Origin of the sequence: Salibacterium qingdaonense, assembly GCF_900114715.1 — a bacterium.
Taxonomy (GTDB): domain Bacteria; phylum Bacillota; class Bacilli; order Bacillales; family Marinococcaceae; genus Salibacterium; species Salibacterium qingdaonense.
On sequence record NZ_FOTY01000008.1, the window covers coordinates 1 to 18,943 of the forward strand.

Sequence of the window (18,943 nt, forward strand, 5' to 3'; positions counted from 1 at the left end):
AAAGAAAATCTTCAATCCAGGGATCCGTCATATCTTCATCCAATGGACACTTCAACCCCCGTTTTTCCGCAAGTCGTATGACTTCCGTCACCTTTTGCCGGGAGTGACGAGTTATAGCGGATATGCTTCGTAAACTCCTTTCTTCTTCGCCATGTAATTCCAGTATTCGACGATAAGGGAACATAAAAAACCTCCTGTATTCCTAATGTCATGCCGTAAGGCATGCCCACTAAGTATACAGGAGGCAGTGGAATGGTAAAGACAAATGCAGAGAGTGGTAAAATACGCTGCATTCGTTGGTAAAAAAGATTGCATTGGTGGTACAAATCAAATGCCGTACTCATTTTCTGTACAGCGTAAGTGTTCTCGAGCAGCCACGAGTGGTTCTGCGAGGGACAGAAAGTCTCAGCACCGCCGTCCGTTCTCCGGAGAAAAATAAAGGAAACCCCGATGCACACAGATGACGTTCGCGGCATCGGGGTTTTTCTCGATCGATTCTCCGGATTTCCTGATCGATTCTATTATTTCTCCATCGATTCCGGGGCGATTTCTGTTTTTCTCGATTGATTCTCTCGATTTCTCGATCGATTCTCAGAATTTCCCGATCGATTCTGATTGTTTTTGCATCACTCCCCTCTTTTTACCTGTGTTTCCTTATATAAAAGAAAAAGGGGGATGCACCGATGGAACGGATTCAATCCGACGCTCACATGGAAACCGCTGTCCGCTATTCTTATTTTTCCTCGATCGATCAGATGGACCGGCACGTCAAGCAGCACCGCCGCACGCTCACCTGGCAGTCGACGGAGGACGCGGTGCTCTGCCTGCTCGCCCGGCGCTCACTCTCCTACCCCGGCACAAGCTGGATGAAAGTGAAAACGATCGCCGCCGCGGTCGGCAAAAGCCCGCGCACCGTGAACTACGCCCTGGCCGCCCTGGAGGAAAAAAAGATCATCCGCCGCATCCCGGTCATGCGCGAAACAAACGGCGGAAGCAGCAGCAACGTCATCGCGATCCTGCCTTATGCCGCAGATTGCAGCCCGTCTCCTGCAGACCGCCAAAACGCCGGAACCCCTTGCCGCGCAGGCGCTGAAGCGTCGGAGGCGTCCGGGGAATCAGTTTCTTTAGAATCACTTAAACAAGAAAAATATAAATATATGAGCTATTTGAATTTTTCCTGGTTAATTCATCACAAATGGAAAGACAACTGCGTGAAGCACGGCTCGGCTTATATGGAAAAAGTCGTCGAGTCGTTGATGCGGGAATATGAATACCGGCAGATGAAAGAACGCCTCCGGAAGCCCCGCCCGCGCCGCGTGCCGCGGCCTGCGTTTCTCGACTATAACTGGCTTGAGCATTAATCGCTTTTCCGTAAAAAAAGCACCATCGTTACGTTTGTCGTTTTATTTTCACGACAAACGTTACCATGGCGCTGTCATGATGACGTTTTTTCATCAAAAGCCGTCTCTAAACGTAAGGATGGCACGTTCATGGTGACGTTTAGACGTCTTCGGACAGGTATAAACGTCACTTAAGAAGATGTCCGCTGGACCGGGATCCAGATTTCACTGCGGAAGTCGGGGGATGTCGTGTCGCTGCTTTCATTCCAGAGAATCTCCGGCCCTTCCGCCGCTTCATAGCCGGAACCGGGAAACCATTCGGAGTAAATCCGGCCCCAGACGTCCTGCAGCGCATCCGGAAACGTGCCGGCGGCTTCAAATACCGCCCACTCCGACGCTGGAACAATCAGGGCCTCCCATTTCGCAGGCACCTCGTGTGTCGTCGCCGCGCCGATGTAGTGATCAAACGTCCCGTTTTCCTCCATCCGTCCTTCGGAAAAATGAGTGGACGCACTGATCAAGCCGGAAGGTTCGGTGTTGGACAAGGCTTTCAGCTCCTGGATGTTCGCTGAATCAAGCGACTGCCACATCTCCTCAATCTCCGGACTCACCCCGTGGAACTGCACGGCCACTCTTTTCTTCAATCCGGCGATGGAAAACGATTCTTTTTGTACGATACGATACTTCATGCTTTCTCCTCCTTGGATTGTCAGCTGGAAGGTCATCGGAGGATAGGCCTGCAGCGGTGTCCCATCCTTTTTCGCGCGGGAGGGGGAAACTCCGTGCTGCGCCTGGAACGCCCTCGTGAAAGCATCCGGCGAATGGTATCCGTATTTCACCGCGATATCCACGACTTTCGCACCGCCCTGCTGCAGCTCGACAGCCGCCAGCGTCAAGCGGCGCCGGCGGATATATTCGCCCAGTGTCATGCCGGCGAGAAACGAAAACATCCGTTGAAAATGGTAAGCCGAACTATAAGCGGTCCGCGCCGCTTCTTCCATATCAATCGTGTCAGCCAGATGCTCCTCCACATAGCGGAGCGCATCGTTCATCCGTTGCAGCGAATCCACGCGATGACCTCCTTTCTCCTGTATCGTATCAACAACAGCACCCGGCTTCCCGACTTTTTCTGCCCGATGCCGCAGGATTATCCCATGTTGAAAAAACCGTACAGTACTGCGCCGGTTAAAAACAGAACCGCGGAAATAACGCTCAGGAGATACGTCCGCCGTCCTCCCGGGATGCGGGTGCGGTGCCACATGACGGCGAGGTACGCATAGTGAAGCACCGGCAGGAGAAAAATCAGGATGCGGTAAGAAGGAAACATAGTGAGGGTTAAAACTATAACGATGTGCACCATAACATACAGTGATTTATCTATGTATTTGTGCCGCTTATTAACATAATCGGGATCAGACGCCGGAAGTTCTACAATGCCGCCCCGGCGCAGTATGTATGACAGGAATTCACTTAACACAGCAATGCCGGCTATAAGGGCAACTGGCAGCAGCATCGTTTCGATTCTCTCCTTTGCTCTATCGATACTCAAAAGGCCGGTATCGCTTGTTATTCGAAATACGGCACACTCCGCGCCCGGCACCACTGCCGCATAAATTCGAGATACCCTTCAAGCCGGTACGCGTTCCAGTCTTCCTGCAGACCAAGTTCCACGACGCGGTCCTGAAAACGACGCATCCGCCCTGTCCCGGTCAACTCCCGCGCAAGCATCGTCCGCATCATCGGGTTGGAAAGCTCCCGGACAAACGCCTCCATCAGCGCGGACTCATCCACCTCGAGCCGGTTCGGCAGCGGCAGGTAGTCATCCTCTGTCGCCGCCACTACCCGAGCGGCCGCGCGGAATTCCTCGTCATCACGCGCATCCGGCGCTTGCAGCTGCGCCCGCCGCAGTACATCATCGCTGATCCGCAGGACCTCTCCCGTCTTTCGGTGCAGAAACATCGTCACCCCGTCCGGCGCATTCCGGACCGCTTCGAGCAGAGAGGGTAGATTCACAGACTGTTCCACCTGCATCTCCTCCTTTCCATTATGGTTCGCTGTACTATTTTAATCGTCACGTATCAAAAAACGCGGAACGACACGTATATAAACGAGTTCGCTGACAAGCTCTATCATCGTCTGGGTAATAACAACAGCAGCCACGATAGTTCCGATTTCCGGTATAGTTAGGGCAATAGGCAGCACAACGAGCGAATTCCGTGTGGAACAGCTGAAAATAAGAGCCCTTCCTTCGCCCGGCGCTAATCCAAACCACCGCGCCGCGTACTTCGCCACAAACGGCATCACCATCATAAACACGATATATAACGGAATGACTTTTACAACCTGATCCGCATAATCCGGCAGTTTTGTCATTTGAGAAGCTGTCACGACAAACAACGTCAACGCCATAAACGGAACCGGCAGCCACGCCGATCCTCGCAGCACCTTTTCACCAAATGCCCTGTTTTTCCCGAAAAACTGTAACAACAGTGCTGCCGCGAGCGGAAGGACGATCAACCCAAAAAACGCTTCAAAGAAAGGAGCAGGCTTCACCATCGCGGCAGCATCCGCCCCCATAAACAGCCACAAATACACGGGCAGCAGAACCATCTGCACAACGAATAATATCGGGGTCGACGTTAACACCAGGTTCTCATCTCCTTTTCCTAAGGAGGTAAACGCGATGACATAATCAATACAAGGCGTTAACAGCACCAGATAAAATCCAAGCAGCAGCGCAGGTTGATCAGGAAGCAGCTGCGATAACAGCCAGACTACGACCGGCACCAGGATAAAATTAACCAGAAGAAGCGCCTGGATATACGTTCTGTTCCGGAAAGCCTGTCTTAACGCAGCAAACGGAATCTGGGAAAACATGCTGTACATCAACAGTGCAATGACGACAGAAATCACAGCACCCAGGCGCTCCGCGTAGGACGGCAGCAGAAATCCGAATCCCGCCGCCATGATGAAACTTATGATATAAATCCCCACCTGCTTCGTTTCCAGCTGCTCCTTCGTGACCAATATCCTTCCCTCCTCTACCGGGAATCAAAAGCCGTACATCAACCAGGCAAAAGACACCGCGTTCAAACGTTTCTCTTTATATCAATCATACAGAAAAACATTTCGTTTATCAGCAGACAATCAAACAGCGCTGCTCCCCCATTCTAACCTAACGTACTGTTTTACTGGAAAGAGGCAACCATAGCCTGATCATCAACCACTATGACAACATTTCCGTTTCCGCACAAAGCTTTCCATTAATCTATGGTATAATAGTAAAAAATCCCGCCAAGCAGGAGGATCAGTCATGGACCAGAATATGGAACAAAAATTGGACACTGTGATGGAGACACTGACCGAATTCAAAAAAGAGTTCACTGCCTTACAGGAAGACATTCACACCCACCGTCTTGAGTTCTCCAGATTGCAGAATGACTTGAATGCCCACCACTTGGAGTTTTCCAGCCTGAAAAGCGAACTCGCCTATCACCCCGGAAAGTTACAGAAGAAAACAGTCGAACGACTGGAACGCATCGAAACATCGATACTGCGTCTGGAAACCGAAGCCCTTGAAGATCTGACCAACGTAAGACAGGAATTCAGCGGCCGCTTGACCTCACGGGACTATGAAACGCAGGCGTTAAACAAACGGGTCCTTCAGCTGGAAGGCAGGCTGGAGAGCCTGGAACAGCAATAAAAACAAAGCGCCGCCTCCACGTATTCTTTCTCTTCCCCTTACAAAAATGCGATTACGAACACACAACAGCCATGTTATACTAATAGCGCAGTAAAATCAGGATAAGGGTGAAAGAAATGGAAAAACAACAGGAGTGCAGCAAATGTGACGTGTCCGGTGTGATGCTCACAACGTGTGACAAATGCGGAGGAGAAACCACCATCAATAACAGCATCTGTATGACATGCTTCGGTAACGGCTTCATCGAACTCGACTGTGACGCCTGTGATGATTCAGGGGTTATTGAACCATAGCAGGTGCATAAAAAGAGGGGACAATCTATATCCCCTCTTTTACTATGAATCTTTCAGCAGATTTTCATAGGAACAGCCTTTTAAATCTATATCATAAGATACTTTTCCTACATTGGGATCATTCAGGTTCTGTAGAAAGTCACTCAGCTCTTTCCCCGGGAAATCCTCATCCACCGGGTACTGCCGCATATCCAATAATTTATATTTTTCTCCTCTGGCTTCTGAACCTTCCGGAAATCCAACAGCATCCAATTCCACATTTAAGAAAGAACGATCTAAACCGAGTGCTGCAAGTTCTGCCACCATATCTTCCAGAGATGCCCCCGTATTTGATTTTTCAAACCTGCACATTACAAGAAAATCCGGATCTCTCAGCTGAAATTGACTGCTTATAGTCAACGTATCTTGATATTTTGAAGTGGTCGACTTAACTTCAAATGCTTGGTTTCCTGATTCAACATCGTAAGTTGCATAGTCCGTCGGTTTCCACTTTACATTTTTTTGCTGCTTTAAAAGATACTGTACTACATACATTTCGCCCAAAATACTATGTACTTGTTTATGCTTCACAGCATTCCCAAGCAGTTCTCTCCATTTTTTCCACCATTCCAAGGGTTCTTCTTGAATTTCGCGCCGGTTTTGATGGTTTTCACCCGGATCTGCAAAGTCCGCACAGAATAAAGCAAATTCATTACGAAGATGCAGCAGAGTTGAAGCCAGAATTAGAAAGTTCTGCTCATCTTCGCCGAACACTGCATTGGTGGAATAAAATTTAACATTGGCAAATTGTTCATTTACCTTACTCCCGTCATATGGCACAGCAGTACCATACGTTCCATCCTCAAACATGAATACCCATGCATCATAGCCCTGCAGTTTATAAGCTTTACTTTTTTGAAGGTTGGCGAACTTATCTTTTATTTCCTGCACGAGATTCATATAAAAACTCCCCTGTCTATAAAGTCGAAGCTTTTTCTTTTTGAAGCCATTCCGCAATGCTCGAGGCAAGTGCTTTCGATAAGAGAGGCGGCACTGCGTTTCCAATCTGTTTAAACGCATTGCTCATTGTACATTGAAACATAAAATCATCGGGAAATGATTGAATTCTAGCCGCTTCGCGTACAGAAATGCCGCGGGGTTCCCACGGATGAATATGGCTGTATGTGTCTGTTGATAAATGAGCCACCAGTGTGTGGGATGTAATTTCCGGGTCCAATCTTTTCCATTTTTCCTGAAACTTATCCCGGCTGTATGGTGGAACAATCTTTTTTTTCATTTCTTTATATGAATCTTCATGCTTCATAGGATCAATACCTAAGAACCGGCATTGCTCTTCCAATAAGTCATCCGCAATCTTTGAAGCTTCATTGTAATTATCTCCGGAATTCATCCTCTCAAAAATAGGAAAATCCCTGGTAGTTTTTCTATAAGCATGCCCGCTCACCTTCAAGGCGTTCGTCTTTCTCATTTCCTGCTGAAATGCATTGACCGGATCTTTTTCATAAGGAAAAGAAAGATTAAGCGGGTAAAATTGATATTTATCCCTGGAGCTCTTATACAGTGTCGGAAGGTCCGATAAAGCATCTCCGACATTTACCCATTCTGGAAGATGCGCCTCCGGATAATTCGGTTCCATAAAATGCCGGGATTCATGAAAACCTTTCATTCTTTTCACAGCAGGCGTTATTTTATTCCTAATGGGTTTATGGTTAGGAATAGGAAGCACTTCGGGAGTAATTTCTTTATGTTTGGATGCTATCACAAACACTCGCTCTCTGATCTGCGGAACACCGTAATCCGCTGCGTTTAAGACCGTCCATCCCGTGTAGTATCCGTTTTCCTGCAGAATTTCACAGACAAGATCCGGGATGTTTAATCCGCCGTAGTTCACCGACTCGAGAACATTTTCCATCACTGCCATATCAGCATTAAGATCGACCACACCCTGAATAAAATCTTCGAAAAGCATTCCACGCTGATCTTTCGTATGGATGCGTTCATCCCCCAGAGATCTCAACTTGGCCCGGCCGATTTGGGAATAGGCCTGGCACGGCGGTCCTCCCAGCACCAGAAGAGGCTCGTCATCCGGAAGTTCTGATGAAAGCTTATCTAAATCAAAATCCCTGACATCACTGCGGAAATGATCCCGGTCTATTCCGTCTTTCCAATGTAGATTATAGGAAGCCGTGTTCACCGCACTCTCATCATTGTCCAGACCGCCGGTGACATCGTATCCGGCCATCTTAAATCCATAAGAGAACCCCCCGCATCCGGAGAATAAATCTACAATCTTAGGAAGTTTCCGACTGTAGTTGTTTCTGCTGGAAGTATTCGAAAAGTTCTCTGGCATAAGCTTCTTCTCCCTTTGGATGTAATTCTGGTTCGATTGATCTGACTTTAACGGTATTCAGTTTCATTATACTGCGGAACATTGAATTGCTACGGGTTTTTTGCGTATCATCCAATGAGCCGTACATTTTCATTAACTCCCGCGTTAGCTTCACACGATAACCGTTCGGACCGGACCGTTCAACCAGCTGTACGATTTCATCCGTAGAGTTGTTCCACAGTGTGTCCCTGGTTGTCTCCAAATCACCCTGCCATGATAAATGCACATACCACCAAATTTTCCGTAACCATATTCTCCGGGTGGTTCTGTAAAAGTAATCAGATTTTAACCCTGATCTTATGTATACTATATCAGGTATCACTTTGATGGATAAATATCTCCAAAAATCATTACTGGAGGCTGTTCTCAAAGTGAAATCAGAAGAGGAGTTTAAGTAGTCATATAACTGCAGACCGAACTCCATATCTACTTTGTACGTTTGTTTATTCCAGGAGCCCTGCTCCTCCAGCCCCAAATTCTCCAAAACGTCATTAAATATCTTTACCAAATCTTCTCTAATAGATTGGTATTCCCCGCTGCATGAAGCAGAAGGCTTCTCATCATTCCAGGATTGGAAAGCTTTTTCGGCTTCATGCTGTTTTAATGTTTTCCAAGTAATCTCAGACACCCCCGGTTCATAAATTATTTTCAAGATACTGGCGGATATGAAGACTTAAATTCTCCGGTGAAGAAAAATCCCAGTTAAAAGTTGATTTAAAATAATATAATGCTTCTCCAATACTTCCCGGCAAATTATTATAGTTTGCTATAATGTCAAACCAATAATCCGATTCCTTAACTTTACGGATGATGATTTCTAAAGCGGACGCCATGATCTCAATAAATAAATCCGGATCTTTAATGACATTCCCTTCATACAATCTCTTGTAATTTTTATGTCCTCTGTTAATACACAGTTTAACGTGTTCTTCATCAAATGGATCTTCCTGTGGATCAGTCCATAAACATTCCACCCACCAAAGCGGCATGGATGGTTCATAAACTTCCACAACAGGAAATTCCGAACCGCTTCCCTCCAGTATAATTTCCGTGTGATTAATTGTCCCGAGAAGCAGACCGGATTCATTACCCAGCATTTTCTCATCCTCTTCAGGAATTCCGGACTTCTTAATATAGACTACTGTTTCGAGTACAATTTCACTTTTCAATGTACTTTTGGGAAAATTTAATTGAACATTGCAATTCAACGGGGCTGGAGAATCCGAGCGTATAACCTGTATTTCTTCCGCTCCTCTGACACCTGCAGCTTTGCAGGACCATATGACGCCAACACCCAGCTCAGCACTGCGCGGAGCTACACCATTTGATCCGAACAAAAAGCGCGGATTATTAATCTGCACTTCTTTTTCTATTTTTAAATTGTGCTGATCCACATCCCATTCGCTGCCGGGATCTTCAATAAAGACAATATCCCTCATGCGGTTTTCATCCGGATATTGGGTGTTCAAATAGACATCTCTATTTTTCATGTATGAAAAGTGATACTCACCGTTTTGAACACCAAGCTTTTCAAACAATTTATCATTTATTTCTGGATAAAAACTAATTGAAATACTCACTCTTTACCACCCGCTTCATCCACAGTGGATATAGATCCCTGAATATCCCCCTGGATTGTTTCAAAAGTTACACGGCCCTTAATCGTACAGCTGTTTTCTGCTGTATTCTTAATCAGTTTAACACCATTCGTGACGTTATAACGGTTTGACTTCATTTCATACAAATCTACATGATCCATCTCTAAATAACCTGTATCTTTATGAAAAACAACATTAACCTTAGCATCATACTCATTAACTGAAATATTATCTATCTCCAATTGGTTTAACACTATAGGAAAAGGAGAACCTATTTCTTTTTCATCTTCCCAGCTGTCAGCTCTTATATTCCCTGATTCCGACATAACCCGCAGTTCCACTGCTGTTTTGTTCACATTTTTACCAATCGTTAATGTGAACGGAATGTGAATCTGAGCCTGCTCAAATTCGGGATTGTCCTCAAAAGTAATGACGGATTTTGAAGTGTGATCGCTCACCCCGCCGGAAGTATCTTCTCTCCTTTTCCCTGTAGGTTTTCTACCGAAATTGTCGGGAGGAAGAACTGCTTTCGCAATCGCTTTTCCGATACCGGCTTTTCTGCTTTTTTTGTCTTCTTTATTTTGTTCCACTAAATTTTGATTAATTTTACTGGAAACATGGTCTTTTGTCTTGGAAACGATTAGAGGATTGCGGTCATTAACTGTCCAATCATTCCAGGAAGTGTGATCAGCTTTTTCACCGCGTCTTATGTATTCTTCTAAAGACAAGCCTCCGAGCGAATCATTTAGACTATTTTGTGAGTTAGGGACGAACAAACCGATAATATACTCATTTGCAGAAGGCGGTTGAATATTTTTCATCCAGCTTCCATCTGCATCATAATTAACGATCATACCGGGTTTTCTCAGATAACTGATTAAAGGTGGATTATATTCCTCATCATTAAACCGGGTGTCAGCCTGCTCATAAGGAGACCGCTGATTGTCAGGCGGCTCCATCTGCAGTTCGTCACTGGTTACTTTAGCAAATACGATCCTGCCGGCTTCACCGGTGTTTTTAAAAATATTACGAAGTGATATTTTCTCGCTGTAAATCTTTTGACTATCCAGTAAAATATTATTACCGGGATTATGAGCATAACCTGAATTGTTATACAGATCCTGTACCGCCTGAAATGTGGACAACATATGCTCCGGCCGGATCATGCTGCCGTTAACAGATGCAACAATCGGTTTGTTTAATGCATATGCTCTATTATTTATGCGCGGCGCATACCAGCGCTGCACAGCAGCATAAACATAATCTTCCATGGAATACAGCCACCATCTCTGCCGCTGGTCATTCTCAGTGTGTGAAGCACGGGCACTTTTCATTAATGTATTTTCATCAATAAAGGGAATAATGATAGAGGTCCCGGTTTCATCATTTTCAAATGGAGTTATATTTAACCCCTGCAGAACATTCTCAATTTCCTGTTCATCCGTTAAAGGAATGGTTTGTCTGCTGTCTTTAGCGACTCCCCACCAGGCAATGCCACGTTTAGGACCATCTCCCTCTGAAGGAAGAAGCGCGTTGTCACTTCTTTCATCTTCGACCAGGCATGCTGCAAGCCGGGATTCAAAGCTTCCATCTTCTTTTTGAATCCTGCTGTAATAAACAACCAAACCAATGCCCACCCGGAAATAAATAGTTTTACCGAGCCCCCAGGAACCGCCGGCACCTTCACGCTGCTGGGGGCGGCTTATTTCATAGACCAAATGAATTAGATTCCCGAGAGAATGATCTTCGGCTTCACTATGATGAAGGGGGCCGGTCAACCCTGTTGTATTAGTATCACGAATTTCAAGATTTTTTGCTTCATCAGTATACGCTGCATTAAGTTTTTCTGTAATTCCCTCAAAATGAAGGGTTAAATTTGCTGGATCAAATGTATTGATATTAAAAGAAATATTCACTGTATCAGCATCATCAAGAACAGCATCAGAACTGTTTTGAATAGACTCACGTACCAGCAGATCGACTGTTGGAAGCTCATTATTTTGAATAAGCCTCATCAGCGAACTTCCTGTTTCTGACATTCTTTCGTGTGGTGCTATCTCAATCTTCATCTTCAATCTCCCCAATATCCTGTTTGTCTTGTGGAATTTCTATCTGCAGAGCTCCGTATGACTTTCCGGTACTTGTGTTAGTTCCAGGGATACGGAGACATAAGCCTATAATATCTTCTTCTGCATCTAGATTTGGACGATTTTTAAATTTTGATGTTGACGCTGATGTTGAATTTTTGTAAATTCTATAGATAATCAGCTGCGGTGTATCCTGAAGTCCGGCCGATTTCCGAATTTCGCCCACTTTTGTGACACTCGGACTGCTTTTGGTTAATTCATCAGCTTCACTTTGAGACAATTTGCTGGTATCAACATCAGCATATAAATCTGATGGAGCCCTTAACACACCAATATTTATAGTACTACTTCCTTCTGAAGATTCTTTTCTATTACGTGTTACCTTTCCTATTTGTCCGGCATTTGGTACCTCCCAGATTTTTTGGGGATCAGAGTCTTTTACAACAGTCCCCGATACGATTACGTTCCAGTTGTTCAGCAGTTTTTTTTCTGATTTTTCCTCTACCCACTCAATAAATGGGTCTAAATCTTTTGGACTAAATACATGAGTATTTGGATGAAAAGTCATTGCTTTAAGAAGTTGATTTTTTATTGTATTGAAATCTACATCACGCCAGACAACCCGGTTGTTTTTAATTTCAGGACTTTCCAATGAAGATAAAAACGCCTCCGCCGCATGAATATTATCAACCTGCTCTTTTTTATCGTTGTTAAAAAGTATCGTCTGTGCACTGGAACCTGTGAAGTCCATATCAACATAAGAGGCAGCCTGCTGCCGATTCGCAGCTGTAACTCTTAACCCTGATGCTCTAGGAGTATTCTTAACTCTCGGGCCATACTCTTTTGGACTTGCGCCGCCCTCAGAAAATTGTTTCAAAGTCTCTCTCAATTCATATTCCAGTGTAGACAGGAATTCAAATTTTTGTTTGGTATTACTAGGCATCCAAACTCGTGGATAAATTTCATAATTTGGACGATATCCAAACCAACGACCCATCTGCATTAACGTATCTGCTTGTTTCACAGATCGCTTAAAATACGTACTAACAAGGCCTTCCATTGTTAATCCACGGGAAAGTGTAGTTCCTCCTACCACTATAAACGCAGTAGCATGATTCAACTGTTCATTTTGTATTTTATCTGGATAAGCAAGTCTAACAAACATTCCGTCTTCATTTATGCCGTTGTTGGAACAATTATCAACGCATAGGTGTATGTGCTCCGAATAGGAAAAGTCACCTTCTTCATCCATTTGAATATGCGTTATATCTTGGATTAAAGTATAGATTTCCTCTTTAATTTCCTCAAACTGCTGAAAATCATACATTTTATCTCGAAAATCGTCGAAATGCGGAATCATTTCTATTAACTTGTTTTTTGTAAAACGATTGGTTTCTTTGTTCCATACATCTCTGCATGTATCAATAATCTCTTCAAATGTTTTGTTATTAAGCCACAGTTTTATAGAATGCGAAATATTGGAATGATGCTCTTGTTTCGGACTTGTATGGATCATCATAGTTAACGGCTTTTTATAGCCTTGAACCTTTAAGGAGGATACAGCACATAGAAACCATCCGATAGATTCCTCTAAGCTTTTCGGAATATTAAAATCATGACCTTTATGTATATTTTCTATCTGCTCCATATCGGGATCACCGATACGTCGGATAATGTCCAAACCTTGAAAGTCTTCATGCCCTTCAACCCCGAAAATTTCTTTCGGTCCGAAATAATCATTTGATGTACTTAAAGACTTTATAAAATGTCTAGGGTATAAAGATTCTAATGAATATTCATTTAAGAAGTTTGCATATGGAGTTGCTGTGTAACAGACGTAATTCATAGCTTTAGGTTTTTTATATAAATATGTGCCATTTTTATCGTAACCCTCTACCAAATTGACAATTAAACGGTTGATTGTGTTTCTGTCACTGGTGGATATATCTGCTGTATTTATGCTCCCTTGATCGGCTTCATCATCTATCACAAGTACTTTCATTTGTTCATATTTATTTAAATCTTTCTGCATCCAATCGAGCAATCCCTGCAGCCTGGTCTTATTCTTAAGACATACATATAAGTGTGCATCATTACTGTCGATAAAATAATAGTTTTGTACATCAGAACCCGTGGGAGCATTACGCTTGACATTGGATAAAGGCATCCAATTTATATTACCATTCTTCCTTAGATCTTGAATTAATCTTTCCTGCGTTTGTTTCCGTAAATTTTCGACCATACCAGATAGTACAATGAACATATTCCATCCATGATCAGCAGCCATCGCCATCAAACCTGCCATGTTTGCCGTTTTACCGGACTGAACGTTTCCTACAACCATACCTTTCACCGGATCCATATTTGTTGTATCACTGCTTAACTGCGATAAAATGGATTGACTTGCTGATTCAATTTGTGCAATTGCAGACTCTTTGAAATTCTTATCTATTAGATTGTTTTTATAGAGCTGCCAGGACGATTTTCGGTCTTCAGGAACTTTTGAACTATTGATTTCCGCGTTTTCAGTTATCATTGCTTCTTGATTTTTAACTTGGGCAGCCACTGCCTCGTCTTCTACCCTTTTCACCCCTTCAACCAGCACATACCATTCATGAGGTGAAATTTGAGGCCACCGGTCTTCATCTTCCTTTCGCTCCAAAAAATCTTTTAACCCCTGTTCGTTTTGTTTTTTTGCATATGCAATACTGTGCCAGTTTTCATCGTGATCTCTTTCCGTCTTGATCCATTCCCTGACCTTATCATACTTTACGTCTGAAACGTCATTCATGAAATACTCCACCTTTATGCACCTTTATTACTATAGAACTATTGCTTTGATTTTACCATTTAAACTGGTAGAAATTAATACATTTTGTCATTTTCTGCTGTGGTTTTTATATCGTTCATTTCAGGTTGATCATTCTACTTCATTCATTGTAATCAGCTTTTTACTTTTTAAATAATCTAATTGTAGCTTTGGGTCCGGTTGAACATTTTCGTATTCAATTCCTGCTAGTGAACGTAATAAAGCTTCAAATACATGACATCCTCCATCAGGGGGCACGGCCATTCCTATCTGCCTGCGAACTGACTGTTTACCTCCAGAAAAAATGAAATCATCCGGAAATGTTTGAAGTCTTGCTCTTTCTCTGTTGGTTAAGGCCCGATCTTCATCCCAATGATACATATGAGTACCACCACCTCCACTTCCAGTCACAGTATATGCAGGTTTATCAGGACGAAGTTTTCTGTAGATTGAGCTCATTCTAGCTTTACTTACATTCAACTGGTATTCTTCAGGAATCTCAGAGTTCCAAGCATTTCCTCCAGCTGGAATATGTTTCAGCATACCTTTTACTCTATCAGAGTGCACAGGTATTTCGTGATTCGGTGTATACTCCATTATGGGAGGGTCTGTTAATGCTTTGTACGATGTTATCTGGTTTTTTGGATATGGAGTGGTAGGAGCCGGAACTTTAAATTGAAAGCCTTGATTATGTAAATCATCACGAATACCCACTATTATAATTCTATGTCTGGCTTGTGGCACTCCATATTCTTCAAATTTATATAGATGTGGAGTTAATTGATAACCGCACTCTTCCAATTCAGATAGTATTTTCACAAACGCTCGACCTTCATTAGAACTCCGGAGTCCACTTACATTCTCAGCAACAAAACATTTTGGCTTATAGTGGTGAAGTACACTAACTCCATAGGTATACAAAGGACCAAATTCACCGTTCAACCCTAGTCTTTCTCCTACTTGACTGTGATCATTACATGGAAATCCGAAAGCAAAACAGTCAATATCTTCTAAAATACTGCGATCTCCTATTGGTAGATCTTCTACAGGAGAGTTAATAACAGTCGGATCTTTATAATCACCACTTATATTACGTTTATATGAATCACAGGAATCTTTATCGTAATCATTGGCCCATACATGTTCAAAAGACCATTCCTCACCATTATCATCAATTACAGGACCTGCTTTTTTTGCGGCAAGCCCTAATCCACCGGGGCCGCAGAATAATTCACCTTTTTTCAATTTCATTTGTTTACGCTCCTCTTACATCACTTGACAATTAAATTCTAATTAATGATATACACTTTTTTAAAATATATATGTTAACATTCTTAACAAATTGAATTTTTAGTTCATAACTCACTGATATACAAAACACTTAAATCTACTTAGGAGCAGATTAATTATGGCTGACAACTTAACTTCAGAACAGCGGAAGAAAAATATGAAGGCCATTCGTTCCCAATCCGAATTGGAGAATGTGGTATCCAGAGAACTTTGGAAACGGGGGTGGCGGTTCCGCAAAAATAATAAAACATTGTTTGGAAAACCGGATATCGCCATAAAAAAGTACAAGGTTGTGATTTTTATTGATTCGTGTTTTTGGCATTGCTGTCCCGACCACGGAAACTTCCCAAAAAGCAATCAGGAATTCTGGGAACAAAAGCTGCAACGCAATGTGCAGAGAGATCAAGAAGTGAATGATTATTACAATTCTATCAGTTGGAATATAAAAAGGGTATGGGAACACGAGGTGAAACAAGATTTAGACCAAGTAATTGATGAACTCAGCGGATTTATCGAGTCCTGTAAAAGTCATTGATTATACGGAATCTTATTACGCCGTTTTGTGCACCATCTACAGTCGCGCATCCCATCCCTCGGTTTTTTAGTACGACATCCCTCGCTGATTCAATAACTTCTCCAGCATTTCTTATTTTAATTACACTTATATGTTTTATGTATACTAAGTACCAATCTGTAACTTGCCGCTCCTCCCAGGTAGGCAGCGAGATCAATCGGATCGCTGATACTTCCGGGGACGTAAAACGGAGCCGCGTATTCCCAGAACAGGCCGGCACCAGCTGTGACGGCGATCTGGAACGCTCCGTTGTAGATAAGCTGGTCCGGGCGGTAACGGCTGATACGAGCGAGAATCTGCAGAACCGCAATCATGAACCAGCCGGCGAGCACGTCGTTGGCATAGAACTGGTACCACGACGGAAGATGGGTGTCCCCCATCCATTCATGACAAATATAAAGTACAGCTATCAGCAGCAGCGACACGCCGTTTATAGAAAAGATGCTATGATAATGGCAACCACAACGGCTCCTACAATACCCCAAAACCCCAGGCCCTGTCCTTCCCGTTCCGGTGGCGGTGGCGGCGCCTGGTTTCTCAACGGATGGCCGCAGTTCGGGCAGGTCCTTGCCTGCAGTGATACGTCGTGATCACATGCCGGGCATTTTGTTAATTGGTTCTGACTCATTTGGTTCACCCACTATGTAAAAATCGATATCATACACATCTTACCAGATCACTTGATTGATGACGATTCTTTTAAAAAAGATGTTTTAACAATGATAAAAGAGGGTATAGTGTTTATATCGCATTTTGCTTAATACAGAATCTATTATCCTTATGTTGGAGTGACCGAGATGGATGTTGTTTATAAACAAGGGCAGACGATAAAGGATTTTTTTGAGGAAAACCGGGATGTATTTGAAGAACAGCTGCTGCAGGAAGCGGTGACAGTCCGGGAAAGGATTAAAGAAATCCATCGGATTGGTAATATTAATCTGATTTCGAACGCCCATACCCTTGTAAGCTATATTATCAACCAGCAGGAAGAAGAACTGATCACGTTTTCCGAACAGGAAGGCGAGGCGTGGGCGAAGTATTCGTTGACGCTGACGTTGAAACTGGAATGGGTGCAGGCGATCCGCCGCACGTTGTGGCGTTTTATGGAGCGGTATGAGGAAGTCTCCACGGAGACGCGGGAAGCAGCAGATTTTTTTGCGCTCGAAAAACAGATCAATGATTGTGTGGACAAGTTTTTAAATTCGTTTTTTCTGCGTTATTCGAGTTACAAAGATGAACTGCTGGAATCACAGCAGCAACTCGTCGAAAATCTGTCGGTGCCGTTCATTCCGGTCAGCGACTCCATGTTTGTGCTGCCGCTTATCGGTACGCTTGATCTGGACCGGATGAATGTGATTGAAGAGAAGGTGCTGATGCAGATCAGCGATCAGGCCATCAAGACGCTGATTGTGGATCTTTCCGGCATTGCCGATATGGAGGCGGATGTGGCGCAGCGACTGCTCCGGTTGATCGACGGCATTCACATTATGGGAAGCCGGCCGGTCATCACCGGCGTCCGTCCAGAAGCGGCACGGAAGATGGTCGAGATGGGGATTGACCTGGAATCCAAAGTGGAGACAAAAGGAGACCTGCAGCAGGCGCTGGCACCCTACTTCGCCGCTGCCTCTTTCGAAGAATAAATAGAAACCAACCGGGAGGAACAGCCGCTTCCCGGTTTTTTTCTCCATCACAAAACGAATAACGCGATACATACCAGTCCCAATGCCAGCGTCAACAGGGTCGTCACGGGGTATCTTGCATCCCGGAGAAAAACCTGCTCCATCGCAGCCTGGTAAAGAAGCAGCACGGTTATAAATCCTGTCCAGAATCCAGGGGTTTCCCGGCCTGGCTCCGATGGCAGGACCGTAAAAACAATCCCAACTCCCGCCGCTGCCAACATCCCGGTTCCTGTCTGATAAATCATTTTCCCTGACGTCTCTTTTATTTTTCTACGTTCTTTTCCTATCATCATTCGGCCAAGTATTTCATACACGACGGCCATGACAATGAGAACCACCATGATTCCCATAGATAGATTTCTCCCCTCTCCTGCGTTTCCGCGGACTTTCCTGCTGTTATGTATTCCCGGAATCTGTTGTTGTATCGTTCTCCGCCTGTGTATCGCTGTCGAATACGTCATCATAATGGTCCCGGGGCCTCTCCGGAATGCCAAGTTCTTTTTTGATAATACCAATCTCTTCAATAATAATTCTTGTGTTGATCCAGGCGGCAATGGATCCGGTAATGGCAAGAATGACAACCATCGTAATGATCACTTGAAACATAATTTCCCCCTCTATCCTTCTAAACAATTACAGAACGAAAAACAGAACGTACACCAGCGTAGCAGCCAGGGTCAAAAGCGTGACGATATAATACCTCGGGTCCGGAAGATACAATCGCTCCATCAGTGCCTGATACAGCATAACGCTGATCATAAGAAGCGTCCAGAATGCTATATCTACTTTCGCTTCCATAGCAGCAAAGACAACTAAGCCCGTAATCACCAGTACGATGATGCCCGTATAATAGATGGTTTTTCCGTCTGTGTTACTGACATCTTCTCTATCTTTTCCCATTACGGCCCGGGCCAGTGTCTGATGGATAACCGGAACTATCGTGATAAGCAGGGTCCAGGTCATACCAATCCTTCCTTTTCCATACGGATTACACATTTCATTATTTCAGCAGATGGCTGGAAATTCAATATCTATGTGGAAAAGGAAAAATTCGTGGAAGAACGACACATGTGCCATTCATTCCCAATACATTTCGTTTGAAATTTTGTTGTGGGGTGGTAAAATAGCTTGGTCCTCAGTAAATAATTTACTGAAAATTACCAATCAACAGCAAGAGGTGT

General features: G+C 43.9%; 21 protein-coding genes and 1 pseudogene. 5 read left to right on the top strand and 17 right to left on the bottom strand.

The window, feature by feature from the left end; all coding sequences use genetic code 11:
• Window positions 1-184, bottom strand: a pseudogene (locus tag BM058_RS18505) (IS21 family transposase); the annotation flags it as partial.
• 499 nt (window positions 185-683) lie between these two features.
• Between BM058_RS18505 and BM058_RS08240 the strand changes: the two are divergent.
• Entirely contained in the window at window positions 684-1,361 is a 678-nt protein-coding gene (locus tag BM058_RS08240; RefSeq protein ID WP_090926560.1) for a helix-turn-helix domain-containing protein, read from the top strand.
• A 170-nt stretch (window positions 1,362-1,531) separates the two neighbouring features.
• On the opposite strand, the gene BM058_RS08245 is transcribed toward BM058_RS08240, so the two are convergent.
• From BM058_RS08245 to BM058_RS08260, 4 genes are all read right to left on the bottom strand, one after another.
• Window positions 1,532-2,410: an AraC family transcriptional regulator gene (locus tag BM058_RS08245; protein ID WP_090926561.1), complete on the bottom strand. Its 879-nt coding sequence runs from the start codon at window positions 2,408-2,410 to the stop codon at window positions 1,532-1,534.
• Window positions 2,411-2,487: 77 nt separating this feature from the next.
• Window positions 2,488-2,853, bottom strand: coding sequence for a DUF4181 domain-containing protein (locus BM058_RS08250; RefSeq protein WP_090926562.1), 366 nt, complete (start codon window positions 2,851-2,853; stop codon window positions 2,488-2,490).
• 53 nt (window positions 2,854-2,906) lie between these two features.
• Window positions 2,907-3,365, bottom strand: coding sequence for a UPF0158 family protein (locus BM058_RS08255; RefSeq protein WP_177195481.1), 459 nt, complete (start codon window positions 3,363-3,365; stop codon window positions 2,907-2,909).
• Between the two features lie 39 nt (window positions 3,366-3,404).
• The gene (locus tag BM058_RS08260) at window positions 3,405-4,367 is read right to left on the bottom strand and encodes an arsenic resistance protein (RefSeq protein WP_090926564.1); all 963 of its coding nucleotides are present in this window, start codon (window positions 4,365-4,367) and stop codon (window positions 3,405-3,407) included.
• Window positions 4,368-4,653: 286 nt separating this feature from the next.
• Here BM058_RS08260 and BM058_RS08265 point away from each other — a divergent pair, with 286 nt between their 5' ends.
• Window positions 4,654-5,043 (top strand): hypothetical protein, encoded by a 390-nt coding sequence (locus BM058_RS08265; RefSeq protein WP_090926565.1) that lies wholly within the window; start codon window positions 4,654-4,656, stop codon window positions 5,041-5,043.
• A gap of 116 nt (window positions 5,044-5,159) precedes the next feature.
• The gene (locus BM058_RS18195; RefSeq protein WP_177195482.1) at window positions 5,160-5,336 is read left to right on the top strand and encodes a hypothetical protein; all 177 of its coding nucleotides are present in this window, start codon (window positions 5,160-5,162) and stop codon (window positions 5,334-5,336) included.
• Window positions 5,337-5,378: 42 nt separating this feature from the next.
• Here BM058_RS18195 and BM058_RS08270 read toward each other — a convergent pair whose 3' ends face one another.
• The 7 genes from BM058_RS08270 to BM058_RS08300 all read right to left on the bottom strand — a co-directional run bounded on the left by BM058_RS08270 (window position 5,379) and on the right by BM058_RS08300 (window position 15,470).
• On the bottom strand, window positions 5,379-6,275 hold the full coding sequence (locus BM058_RS08270) for a PD-(D/E)XK motif protein (protein WP_177195483.1): 897 nt from the start codon (window positions 6,273-6,275) through the stop codon (window positions 5,379-5,381).
• Window positions 6,276-6,291: 16 nt separating this feature from the next.
• Window positions 6,292-7,686, bottom strand: coding sequence for a DNA cytosine methyltransferase (locus tag BM058_RS08275; RefSeq protein ID WP_090926567.1), 1,395 nt, complete (start codon window positions 7,684-7,686; stop codon window positions 6,292-6,294).
• Window positions 7,628-8,353: a hypothetical protein gene (locus BM058_RS08280; RefSeq protein WP_143082997.1), complete on the bottom strand. Its 726-nt coding sequence runs from the start codon at window positions 8,351-8,353 to the stop codon at window positions 7,628-7,630. The genes BM058_RS08275 and BM058_RS08280 overlap by 59 nt, the downstream gene beginning before the upstream one ends.
• Window positions 8,354-8,360: 7 nt before the next feature.
• Entirely contained in the window at window positions 8,361-9,305 is a 945-nt protein-coding gene (locus tag BM058_RS08285) for a hypothetical protein (protein WP_090926569.1), read from the bottom strand.
• On the bottom strand, window positions 9,302-11,392 hold the full coding sequence (locus tag BM058_RS08290; RefSeq protein WP_090926570.1) for a hypothetical protein: 2,091 nt from the start codon (window positions 11,390-11,392) through the stop codon (window positions 9,302-9,304). Before BM058_RS08290 ends, BM058_RS08285 begins: the two co-directional genes overlap by 4 nt.
• Complete coding sequence (locus BM058_RS08295; RefSeq protein WP_090926571.1) at window positions 11,382-14,201, bottom strand: Z1 domain-containing protein; 2,820 nt, start codon at window positions 14,199-14,201, stop codon at window positions 11,382-11,384. Before BM058_RS08295 ends, BM058_RS08290 begins: the two co-directional genes overlap by 11 nt.
• 129 nt (window positions 14,202-14,330) lie before the next feature.
• Window positions 14,331-15,470: a DNA cytosine methyltransferase gene (locus tag BM058_RS08300; RefSeq protein ID WP_090926572.1), complete on the bottom strand. Its 1,140-nt coding sequence runs from the start codon at window positions 15,468-15,470 to the stop codon at window positions 14,331-14,333.
• Window positions 15,471-15,627: 157 nt separating this feature from the next.
• Here BM058_RS08300 and BM058_RS08305 point away from each other — a divergent pair, with 157 nt between their 5' ends.
• Window positions 15,628-16,044, top strand: a complete 417-nt coding sequence (locus tag BM058_RS08305; protein ID WP_090926573.1) for a very short patch repair endonuclease — start codon at window positions 15,628-15,630, stop codon at window positions 16,042-16,044.
• A gap of 116 nt (window positions 16,045-16,160) precedes the next feature.
• Here the strand turns inward: BM058_RS08305 and BM058_RS08310 are convergent, their stop codons facing one another.
• Entirely contained in the window at window positions 16,161-16,508 is a 348-nt protein-coding gene (locus BM058_RS08310; protein WP_090926574.1) for a hypothetical protein, read from the bottom strand.
• Window positions 16,509-16,513: 5 nt separating this feature from the next.
• Window positions 16,514-16,711 carry a zinc ribbon domain-containing protein gene (locus BM058_RS17995; protein ID WP_143082998.1) on the bottom strand — a complete coding sequence of 66 codons (198 nt, stop codon included), beginning with the start codon at window positions 16,709-16,711 and terminating at the stop codon, window positions 16,514-16,516.
• A 169-nt stretch (window positions 16,712-16,880) separates the two neighbouring features.
• On the opposite strand from BM058_RS17995, the gene BM058_RS08315 reads away from it, so the two are divergent.
• Complete coding sequence (locus BM058_RS08315; protein WP_090926575.1) at window positions 16,881-17,723, top strand: STAS domain-containing protein; 843 nt, start codon at window positions 16,881-16,883, stop codon at window positions 17,721-17,723.
• 47 nt (window positions 17,724-17,770) lie between these two features.
• Here the strand turns inward: BM058_RS08315 and BM058_RS08320 are convergent, their stop codons facing one another.
• The 3 genes from BM058_RS08320 to BM058_RS08330 are packed head-to-tail and all read right to left on the bottom strand — an operon-like array spanning window position 17,771 to window position 18,725.
• Complete coding sequence (locus tag BM058_RS08320) at window positions 17,771-18,112, bottom strand: hypothetical protein (RefSeq protein ID WP_090926576.1); 342 nt, start codon at window positions 18,110-18,112, stop codon at window positions 17,771-17,773.
• A 46-nt stretch (window positions 18,113-18,158) separates the two neighbouring features.
• Complete coding sequence (locus BM058_RS08325; protein ID WP_090926577.1) at window positions 18,159-18,368, bottom strand: hypothetical protein; 210 nt, start codon at window positions 18,366-18,368, stop codon at window positions 18,159-18,161.
• 27 nt (window positions 18,369-18,395) lie between these two features.
• Entirely contained in the window at window positions 18,396-18,725 is a 330-nt protein-coding gene (locus tag BM058_RS08330) for a hypothetical protein (RefSeq protein ID WP_090926578.1), read from the bottom strand.
• Between the last annotated feature and the right edge of the window lie 218 nt (window positions 18,726-18,943).